Origin of the sequence: Candidatus Desulfatibia sp., assembly GCF_036446775.1 — a bacterium.
Classification (GTDB): Bacteria; Desulfobacterota; Desulfobacteria; order Desulfobacterales; family UBA11574; genus Desulfatibia_A.
This window is the reverse complement of record NZ_JAZFTO010000276.1, coordinates 1-10,149: the sequence shown is the minus strand read 5'-3', so window position 1 is coordinate 10,149 and position 10,149 is coordinate 1. Positions and strand designations below refer to the sequence as shown.

General features: G+C 45.3%; 9 protein-coding genes. 5 read left to right on the top strand and 4 right to left on the bottom strand.

Going from position 1 to position 10,149, the window contains the following annotated elements:
* Positions 1-177: 177 nt before the first annotated feature.
* Positions 178-906: a DUF4143 domain-containing protein gene (locus V3S16_RS13135; RefSeq protein ID WP_413885654.1), complete on the top strand. Its 729-nt coding sequence runs from the start codon at positions 178-180 to the stop codon at positions 904-906.
* A gap of 554 nt (positions 907-1,460) precedes the next feature.
* Here V3S16_RS13135 and V3S16_RS13130 read toward each other — a convergent pair.
* Together V3S16_RS13130 and serC are read right to left on the bottom strand one after the other, a co-directional pair.
* Positions 1,461-1,922, bottom strand: coding sequence for a chemotaxis protein CheX (locus V3S16_RS13130; protein WP_413885652.1), 462 nt, complete (start codon positions 1,920-1,922; stop codon positions 1,461-1,463).
* A gap of 608 nt (positions 1,923-2,530) precedes the next feature.
* A complete protein-coding gene (gene serC, locus V3S16_RS13125) occupies positions 2,531-3,619 on the bottom strand; it encodes a 3-phosphoserine/phosphohydroxythreonine transaminase (protein ID WP_413885650.1) in 1,089 nt (362 codons plus the stop codon).
* Positions 3,620-3,876: 257 nt separating this feature from the next.
* On the opposite strand from serC, the gene hisD reads away from it, so the two are divergent.
* The 3 genes from hisD (at position 3,877) to V3S16_RS13110 (ending at position 7,338) form a co-directional block, all read left to right on the top strand.
* Positions 3,877-5,175 carry a histidinol dehydrogenase gene (gene hisD / locus V3S16_RS13120; protein ID WP_413885648.1) on the top strand — a complete coding sequence of 433 codons (1,299 nt, stop codon included), beginning with the start codon at positions 3,877-3,879 and terminating at the stop codon, positions 5,173-5,175.
* A 394-nt stretch (positions 5,176-5,569) separates the two neighbouring features.
* Complete coding sequence (locus V3S16_RS13115) at positions 5,570-7,030, top strand: DegQ family serine endoprotease (protein ID WP_413885646.1); 1,461 nt, start codon at positions 5,570-5,572, stop codon at positions 7,028-7,030.
* A gap of 104 nt (positions 7,031-7,134) precedes the next feature.
* A complete protein-coding gene (locus V3S16_RS13110) occupies positions 7,135-7,338 on the top strand; it encodes a heavy-metal-associated domain-containing protein (RefSeq protein WP_413885644.1) in 204 nt (67 codons plus the stop codon).
* Positions 7,339-7,408: 70 nt separating this feature from the next.
* Here the strand turns inward: V3S16_RS13110 and V3S16_RS13105 are convergent, their stop codons facing one another.
* Complete coding sequence (locus V3S16_RS13105) at positions 7,409-8,137, bottom strand: hypothetical protein (RefSeq protein ID WP_413885642.1); 729 nt, start codon at positions 8,135-8,137, stop codon at positions 7,409-7,411.
* A 48-nt stretch (positions 8,138-8,185) separates the two neighbouring features.
* Between V3S16_RS13105 and lgt the strand changes: the two genes are divergently transcribed.
* Positions 8,186-9,043 (top strand): prolipoprotein diacylglyceryl transferase, encoded by an 858-nt coding sequence (lgt, locus tag V3S16_RS13100; protein ID WP_413885640.1) that lies wholly within the window; start codon positions 8,186-8,188, stop codon positions 9,041-9,043.
* A gap of 97 nt (positions 9,044-9,140) precedes the next feature.
* On the opposite strand, the gene V3S16_RS13095 is transcribed toward lgt, so the two are convergent.
* Entirely contained in the window at positions 9,141-9,413 is a 273-nt protein-coding gene (locus tag V3S16_RS13095) for an HU family DNA-binding protein (RefSeq protein ID WP_413885638.1), read from the bottom strand.
* Positions 9,414-10,149: the final 736 nt, after the last annotated feature.

Sequence of the window (10,149 nt, the reverse complement as noted above, 5' to 3'; positions counted from 1 at the left end):
CAAAAATAGATATATTATGATGGGTGGGATTGGAAACATTTACCCATTTTGAGGGGGTCAGGTAAAATAAAAAGCTGCTTTGGAATATGCAGGATTTAGGAGTTGAAAAGAAGCTTATTCTTCTTTCCGGACAACTATTTGACAAAATGATGGGCTTTTAGAGAATATTTGCTTTTTTTGAAAGATGTTGAAATCTCTGCGCTTACAATTAAAGACATTATGGACGGCCGGTGGACATCAGACCATATGAGATTTAGCCATCTGTTTGATGATTATCTGCGGGGAAGGCTCTTTCCGTTTTCTCTTGAAGAACCGGATTTTTTGCCTATTCTCCAGAACATCTGTTCGAAAGTAATCCGCAAGGATATCCCGATGGTGTCTAACCTTCGATTTGATGATATCGAAAAAATTGAGAAAACTTTAGCGTTTATTGGAAATTCAGAAGTGGATGGAATTAATTTTTCATCCATTTCCAGAAATCTGGGAATCACGAAGTATAAAGCTGAATTATTTGTCAAGCTTCTTACCCAGGCCTTTATCCTTAACCCAATTTACCCTAAGGGAACCAACGTACTCAAAGAACCAAAAGTTTTGATGTTTCTTCCTTTTCGGCTACTTTATAAGGATTGGGACCAGTGTATTGGGGCCATCCGAGAAGACTTTTTTGCCGAGATGCTTACGATGAAAGGTTATAAATTTCATTATCTAAAGACAAAACGGGGAGCAAAGACTCCTGATTTTCTTGTAGAATATGGAAATGAACGCGTCGTTATCGAAGTAGGAGGGAAAGGAAAGGGCAGAGAGCAATTCAAGGGTATCAAGGTTGAAAGGAAGCTTATTTTGTCCCATGTCTCTGAAGGAGATAGTGATAAAAAGCCGTTGTCATTACTGGGATTTATCAAATAGTAGGCCTCATCACATAAAACACCTATTTTGAATCAAGAACAGAAATTCTCGATTTGTTTTTTCAGGTCAACACAGATTTTCTTCAGCCGCGCGGATTCGTCGACTCAACGTCTGCAGCTCTACCCCCTTGCGATCCTTGAGTTCTTTCTCCAATGACTTTACCCTTTTTTCCAATTATGCATATGTTGGTTTTTTGGCCATCAAATATCCTCCAGTACCTTTAAAAAACAACAAAAGCCCATATTCGATTTTGGAATCAAATATGAGCTTATATCGGTCTCATAAGAATCTCTATTGAGCTTGCCGATACAGTTAAAACCGATAGTTCGGCCTTTACTTACAGGTTAGCGCGCCTCTAAACATGACGCGATATTTAAAAACAGTTAGAATGCACCAATGTCTCGCTTAGTTTTCCCGGAGTTGGAGAATATTGATTTATTTGAAACAAGGAGCAAGTAATGGTGCAACTGTACTGTCAAACAGTTATTTTGTCAAGAAAGTAAGTATGTTCCGGATTTGAAGGTCCCTACAGATTGTCGAAGCAAAGCGAAAATCTACTTTTCTAAACACACCTCAACTGTAAAACGCCCGGTATCGGTTTTAAAAGGGATGGCAATTTTGGGGCCTTTAGTCATGGATATGAGTTTATGGTTTTTGCCGGTAACCACTGTGGGAATGGCTCCTTGTAATATTTTACCTGTTTTTTCAATTTCTTGCCGGGCCTGGCCGGATATCATATTGGTCAATTCACCCACAGCATCTGAAATTTCATGATTTATTTCCTTCATTTCCTCCCCGAACATATTGGAAACGATCTTTAGAATGCTAACCTCATCAAATGTAATCGAAACAGTCCCTCTGACTGCTCCGGTAATACCAACGATACCTGAAACATCTCCCTGGGCAACATTGTCTTTTTTCAGATAAGGTTTTTCAGCTTTCGCCTTAACAAACGCCATTGTTTCAATAACATTTAAAGTTGCATTAAGAAAAGGATTGATGATGGTAACATCCATTGTCTATCTCCTTAAGCACAGAATTGCAGCAGGTATGGAGCAATTTGTCGTTCAAAGCTGAAGGTGCATATAGTGCTTCACGACACCCGCAACTATCTAAGTTAACAGAAAAGTTGAAAATAAATTATATTTAAAATAACACAGGAGAATCAGAACTTCAAATATTTTTAAATCGCAATTGAACCTTTTCAGCCACTAAGGCACAAAGACACCAAGAGCTGAGCCGGCTTCGCCATAGTATTCTTTTGGATACGACGGCAGAATAGGCCCAATTACCTGAATAAAATAATTCTTTAATCTTAGTGCCCATCCATAAATATATTTGAGCACTAAGCAGTTTCCAATTCATAAATGAGGAATTTTTTCGATGAGCAAGTTGAGTACCTTCCAAAATTAAATCGGAACGAAATCCCACTGTTTTTTAGCGGGAGCCGCATCCGCCGTCGCCCTTAGAAAAGGGCTATGGCGGGACAAGCAAGGGTTTTCGCCCGAGGCGTACTTTAAGTACGTCGAGGGCGGAAACCCGCGGCCTCCGGCTCGTAGAGCCTACGCCTCGGAGAGAGAACGCCGCTCATCGGAAAAATAGCCATTTATGGATGGAAACTAGGCTAGCCGTTTTTCTGTTCGAAGGTCTTCATAAAATCGGCCAGGGCTTCAACCGCCGCCACGGTTGTAGCATTGTATATCGATGCCCGGCCGCCGCCGACAGACCGATGCCCCTTGAGACCGCCGAACCCGTTTTCCGCAGCCTCTTCTATAAACCTTTTTTCAAGCTCTTCATCCGGGAGTCGGAAGGTGACGTTCATCAATGAACGGCTGTCAGGTTCGGCCGTGCCTTGATAAAAATCGCCGGAATCAAAGACATCGTAGAGAGTTTGGGCCTTCTTGCGATTGATTGCGTCCATCTTTTCAAGGCCGCCGATGGTTTCTTGCAGCCATTTCAAGACTAGTTGAATCGTATACACGGCAAAACAGGGCGGCGTATTATACATGGAGTTCTGGTCGGCATATGTAGTATACTTCAGCATTGACGGCAGCTCATCCGGAATCCTGTTGAGCATGTCCTCCCGGATAATAACCATACATACACCGGCAGGACCGATATTCTTTTGAGCGCCGGCATACACAAGTCCGAATTTGTCAACATCAAAGGGTCTGCTCATAAAGTCCGACGACATATCGCCAATCAGCGGCAGACCGCTTGTATCCGGAAAGGATGCAAACTGCGTTCCCTTGATGGTGTTGTTGGACGTAATGTGGGCAAAAACCGCATCAGGGTTGAATCGAATATCCTTGGGGATATAGGAAAAATTGCGGTCTTCGGAAGAGGCCGCAACGTTGATGGTCTTGCCCTGAATTTGGGCTTCTTTAATAGCTTTAGCGGACCAGGTTCCGGTATTGACATAGTCGGCCGTTTCGCCGTCCTTCAGAAAATTCATGGGAATCATGCAGAACTGCATGCTGGCGCCGCCCTGAATAAACAGGACCTGGAATTTGTCGTCCAGTTTTAACAGCTGCTTTGTGCGGGCGACGGCATCGTTGATGATATCATCGAACCATCGGGAGCGGTGGCTGATTTCAGTAATCGACATGCCGGATTTAGCGTAGTTTAAAAATGAATCTTTGATTTCTTCAAGAACTTCAAGGGGAAGGGCCGCCGGTCCTGCGTTGAAGTTATAAACTCTATTTCCATGCATGGGTTCCTCCAAGACATTTATTAATCTTTTGGCTTCCTGATTTATAAAAAGAAATATTTGTACAGATTGGACTCAAATAAGTCAATCTGAATTTTATGGCTTGTATATTTATATCCTGACCAGCTGCCTTGTGTTGACAAAGAACCTGCTCTTGGCTTAAGTTTTTAGCTGATATTTTTAACAAAACTTTTTGAGTTCCGCTTTAGCGGGACGTTATATAAAATCGCGCAACGATTTTATGAATGGAATTTAGCCCTATGAAAATTTACAAGTATCCTTCCAAATCGGCTGAAAAGAGAGTCGCTTCCCTAACAAATCGCGGTCTGGACGTCAAAAAGAAAGATGTCGCCTATGTTACGCGTATCCTGGAAGATGTAAGGAAGAACGGCGACAGGGCCCTGATTCAATATGCCCGGCGATTCGACAGTCCGCGCTTGACCATCGCAGCGCTCAAGGTGACATCCGGGGAAATCGATGCCGCCGCTAAAAGCGTGGAACGGTCCTTTAAGCGCGCTTTGAATCGTGCCGCCGGTCAAATCGAAGCGTATCACCGCCAGCAGTTAGGCAACTCCTGGATAAATACTCAAAGACCCGGCACGCTTTTAGGCCAGATCGTAACACCCGTTGATACCGCCGGAGTTTATGTGCCCGGCGGCAGGGGTGGAAAAACCCCCTTGGTCTCTTCGGTGTTGATGGGTGTTATTCCGGCCAAAATCGCCGGTGTGCGGCATGTTGCCATGGTAACGCCGCCGACCAAGGACGGCTCGGTGAATCCCCATCTGCTGGCAGCCGCCCGCAAGGCCGGGGTTGATGCCGTTTACAAGGTCGGAAGCGCATGGGCGATTGCCGCCCTGGCTTACGGTACCGAGATGATTCCCAAGGTCGATGTCATTGTCGGGCCCGGTAATATCTATGTTACCCTTGCCAAAAAGATTGTGGCCGGTACAGTGGGCATCGATATGATCGCCGGTCCCAGCGAGATTCTGGTCATCGCCGACAGTGCGGCCAATCCTGCTTTTATTGCCGCCGATCTGCTTTCCCAGGCCGAACATGATACGATGGCATCAGCCATTCTAGTGACAGATTCCCGAGCTGTGGCCGAGGCGGTTGCTGATGCCGTCAAGGAGCAGCTCGAAAATTTGACGCGCAAAGAGACCGCCGCAAAATCACTCCAAAGATTCGGCGCCATCCTGGTTGTGCCCAACCTTGAGGCCGCTTTTGAATTGTCGAACCGGATCGCTCCGGAGCATCTTGAGCTGCACGTCAAAGAACCCTTTGCCTATATAGGCCGGATTAGCAATGCCGGGGCTGTTTTTATGGGAGAGTATACACCGGAGCCTGTCGGCGATTATGTTGCCGGCCCCAACCATGTACTGCCGACGGCCGGTACGGCCAGATTTTCTTCCGCCCTTTCGGTGGATAATTTTGTTAAGAAAACGAGTCTGATCCACTATTCCAGAAAAGCGTTTGAACGCGAAGCTAAAGATATCATCCGTCTGGCGGAAATCGAGGGGCTGGAGGCCCATGCAAACTCGGTGAAGATACGGTTAAGATAGTAACATCCCGCCATGTGGATATTTTTTACCCATATGGGTTGATTTGGCGGGATATGCTGGTTATTTTTTAACCACCTGCGGTTTTGCCAGGCCCCAAAAGTAATATGTTTTGGGCAATCAAAAAATGATAGGTTGAAAATTATTTAATTTATTCAACCGGATACATGCTGGCATTATGTAGAGCAACAACTGTGGCACACAGATTGCAATTCTGGAAAACCTAAAGGTTGTTTCAGAATGCTCCATGCAATCAGAAAACGAAATTTTAGCGCAATAAGAGGGCTGGTAAAAAACGTTTAAAGTGCTTATATTGATTGAGTTACTACAATATCGGCCCGGAGTTAATTGTGACAATCATCTGAAACAAAAATTTTTGTCAAAAAGGAGCATATCAATGAAACTAACGACAACAATAAAACATTCTGCTCGTGGCAAGTACGTTACCGCAGTGATTTTGCTGGCTGTCGGATTGCTGGCGATCTCAAGTCTATTTTCAGCATCAGGGGTTGAGGCCGTAACCGGCAGTCTTGCAACGACACCCGCAAGTTTCAGCCAACTGGCTGAAATGGCCAGCCCGTCCGTGGTCAACATCCGGACGGTAAAAACCATCAAGGGCGGCGGCCGCGTTTTGCGTCAATTCAGAGGCCCCTCTGACAAGGACGACCCCATGCAGGATTTTTTTAAAAAGTTCTTTGGTGAGAACCACCCGCGTGACTTTAAACAGCGTAGCCTGGGGTCAGGATTTATCATCCACAAAGACGGCTATATCGTAACGAACAATCACGTTGTTGAAAACGCAGATAAAATTGAGGTGATACTCGAAAATGAAAAAGAGTATGAAGCTGAAATCATCGGGCGAGACCCCAATACGGATTTGGCGTTACTCAAAATCAAAACGGAACGCGACCTTCCTGAACTGAAATTCGGAGATTCCGACGCACTCAAAGTGGGCCAGTGGGTGATGGCTATTGGAAACCCCTTTGGCCTGGACCATACCGTAACTGCCGGAATAGTCAGTGCCAAGGGGAGAGTTATCGGATCAGGCCCCTATGATGATTTCATCCAGACCGATGCATCCATTAATCCCGGCAACAGCGGAGGCCCGCTGCTCAATATGCAAGGTGAGGTTATAGGTATCAATACGGCCATTATTGCCAGCGGACAGGGCATCGGGTTTGCCATTCCCGTTAATCTGGCCAAAGGGGTTATTGATCAACTCAGAGAAAGTGGCGAGGTAACCCGCGGCTGGCTCGGTGTGGGCATCCAGGACCTCAGCCCGGAGGTTGCCGAGTACTATGGCATGGAGGAAAAAAAAGGTGCCCTGGTAACTGAAGTTTTCCCGGGAGACCCTGCGGATTTGGCCGGTATCGAGCCCAGGGACGTAATTGTTGCCGTTAACGGCAAGAGGGTAGAATCTACCCGGGACCTCACCAGAACCATCGCCAATATCAGAGTAGGCCAGGTAGCTAAAATTAAAGTGCTGCGAGGCGGCAAAACTAAAACATTTAAGGCCACGATCACCAAGAGAGAAGATGGAAAAATTTTAGCGCAGAAAAGCCGCAAGGAACACAAGAATAAACTTGGTATCCGTGTGGCGGAATTGACGCCTGAAATGGCGCGCCGGTATAACGTCAAAGAGGGTGAAGGCGTCATTGTGGCAGGTGTGGACTCAAACAGCCAGGCGAAGACTAAGGGATTGCGGGTCGGCGATCTGATAAAGGAGGTCAATCACCAGGCCATAAAGTCGGTTGAAGATTTTAATAAAACCATCGACGCCGTCAAGGAAGGCGAAATCGTCAATATATTCGCCCGGCGACCAAATCGGGGGTTTTTGGTTATAAAGATAACCAAGTAGCGCCCATAATAAAATCGCATTGCGATTTTATGTAACGTCCCGTTTAAAGTGGGACTCGCAAAAGGAAATTCCTATCCAATCAAATTACAAAGGAGGAACTTAAAATGGAAACAACGACATTTTCAATACCGAATATTTCCTGCGGCCACTGTGTGATGAGCATCAAAAACGGGTTGAGTGAGATCGAGGGCGTGAAAAGTGTAGAGGGCGATCCCCAGAACAAAAATGTTACCGTTGCATGGGAAGCTCCGGTCACCCTGGATCAGATTAAAGCGACCTTGGAAGAGATCAATTATCCGGCCGCATAATATCGATGAATTCGTCAAAAGTCGAATTCATCACGTTTTAGGTTTTAAGATTTAGGTGTTAAACCCATGGCTAATCAAGAGAGCTGTGAGTGAAACGAAGGGTGGGGATGCCGAACAGGGGGTAGTTTTGATCGATGTTGCCGATGCCCAGTCCCAGAGTATCAAGGCTGCAGAACAGTTGCGGGGCATCATAGAAATCGTTGAATCCGTGCGGAGCGACGTCATAATCGGCCAGGGCCATGAAATTGATCTTTTTTTGATTCATTAATTCCTGAACGTGCATGTGAGTTATCGCTAAAAATTGAAATCCTTCAGGAGCCCAGCCGGTGTCGGTTATAAAAGATTTTCGAACCTGATTAACGGTCGTCGTTTTATATTTTTCGCCAAGCTGGAGTAAGGCATAGTAGAAGCCCTGGGGCCTGGGCGGCGCCCCGGGGCGCAGGCGGATATCATCTGTTCTGTCAAAATCGACATACCGGCAGCGCCATATTTTCTCTTTCCGGAGCCTGACGGCGTATTCCCAGGCCTGTCTCCCCGAGAGAATTGAGTCGGCATTGCCCAAGCCGTCATCGCCGAACCCATAAAAAAGCGCTGCACCTTGAAATCCGTGTTGGCGATCAATATTTGTCAAGGACGGGAGCGGTTCGATCTTTTCAAATTCTTTAGTTTTGATTCCCCAGGACATTTTCCCATTGGCCTTGCGCCAGGCTTTAAGCTGCTTATGAACAGGGAGAAACAGAGAATCTTGATCTGATTTGTCTTTTGAAAATAAAGTTTTAACCCAACGTAAAATTGTCATTGATTCGTATTTCGTATTTATCCCTTAAGGTATAAAAATGGGTTGACTATGAATGAATTCTTAATCTGGTGGCAGCATTTGCCGCAAAAAATGGATCCGGTTATTTTCGGAATCGGGTCGTTCAAAATCCAATATTATGGATTAATGTATATTGTAGGCTTTGCCATCAGCTACAGCCTGGTGTTATTGCGTATTAAACGCGAAAAACGCTTCCTCATTTCAGCCGAACAGATTCAAGATCTCATGTTGTTCATGATCCTCGGGCTTATTGTAGGGGCACGTCTGGGATACGTGCTGTTTTACAATCTATCCTATTATCTCAGGCACCCTCTGGAGATATTGCTTCCCTTTGAATTTTCAAACGGTATCACCTTTACCGGCATTGCAGGGATGTCTTACCACGGCGGCCTTATTGGTATCATCATCTTCAGCTGGCTGCATATTCGCAAAGCCGAGTTGAATTTTTGGAATACGGCTGATTTGTTCGCACCCATCGTTCCGCTGGGGTATACATTCGGCCGCATCGGTAATTTTATTAACGGCGAATTATACGGCCGCATCACATCGGCACCGGTCGGCATGTATTTTCCCTTGGCGCCGGGGCCGGAACTCCGTCATCCCTCGCAGCTTTACGAAGCCTTTTTTGAAGGTATATTTTTGTTTGTCGTCCTGTGGAATGTCAGAAATTTTAATGCTCCCAGAGGCTCGATGCTTTCCTTTTATCTAATCGGCTACGGAACCGTCCGGTTCTTCATAGAATATTTCCGCCAACCCGATGCCCATATCGGCTTTGTTTGGTTTTCGTTTTCCATGGGTCAGATACTTTCCGGCTTAATGATCGTAGGAGGGATTCTGCTTTATCTATTTTTAGGTCGGCTTGAGCGCAAGGTGACCATCGCCCTGTAACCTCAAATGAGCGCAAACAAAATGCTGACAAATATAAAAAAAAAGGCGATTATTAGCATATGAAGGCTAATAATCGCCCTTGTTGCTGCAAGCAGTATTAGATAGCTTCTCTTAGTTTTTTCCCAGGTTTAAATTTTACAACGTTCCTGGCCTTAATTTTGATTACAGCACCCGTCTGAGGATTGCGGCCTTTGCGCGCTTTGCGGCGGGTTTTTTGAAAGGTGCCGAATCCTACCAGGGTTACCTTGCCGTCTTTCTTTTTGAGCGCTTTAGTAACGTTGTCTGTAAAAGATCCCAGAGCGGCGGCGGCGGCAACCTTGGTAATTTTTGCGTCTTTTGCCATTCTTTCTACTAATTCTGCTTTCGTCATCTGATTTCCCCCTTGTTTTGATTTGGATTATGGACAAACTTTCCTGCTTCATATTTTTGTTATAACAATAAAATGACAAAGTCAACCGGTAAACTGCTGCTAATTAAGGTTTTACAAGAAGAAATTAGTGAAAACGTGCTTTCTATAATCGTTTGTCTGGAACACATGCTCTTCAAAAGCTGTGATTTAGTGGTAAATTGTTCAAACTGCCGGCAAGCCCAATTCATTGCATCGTTAGAGTTACCGCGGCTTTATGCCAAATGACCACAGCTTAAAACTGTGTTGGTCAGCTGTTATGAAATAATCAAAAAAGGCCGGCGGGCGGGCAGACAGAAAGAAGAGGTCTAATTGAAATATTTTTTGCAATTTGTGCAACAATAATTATATTGAGTAACAGCTTAGCCGCTAAGGCACGAAAAAAAATAAAGAATCCTGGCCCATAGTACCAGGCTTTGATTTCACCCCATAGGGGTGCACCTATCTCAAATGGAGTAAATTAAATTCCAAATAACAAATAACAAACAAATAACAATCGTTCGGCCTTGAGCGGCTCGACCTGAGCTCGCCGACAGGTCTCACTGCCGAAAGGCTCGGGGCCGAAAGGCCTCGAGGTCGAACGATTGAATATTGGAATTTGAAATTTATTTGTAATTTGGTGCTTGGAATTTGTGATTTTAGACACAAAACTCCAAGGCAGAGCCGGAGAACTCTAACCTATCCCAGAAGACCAGGTTTT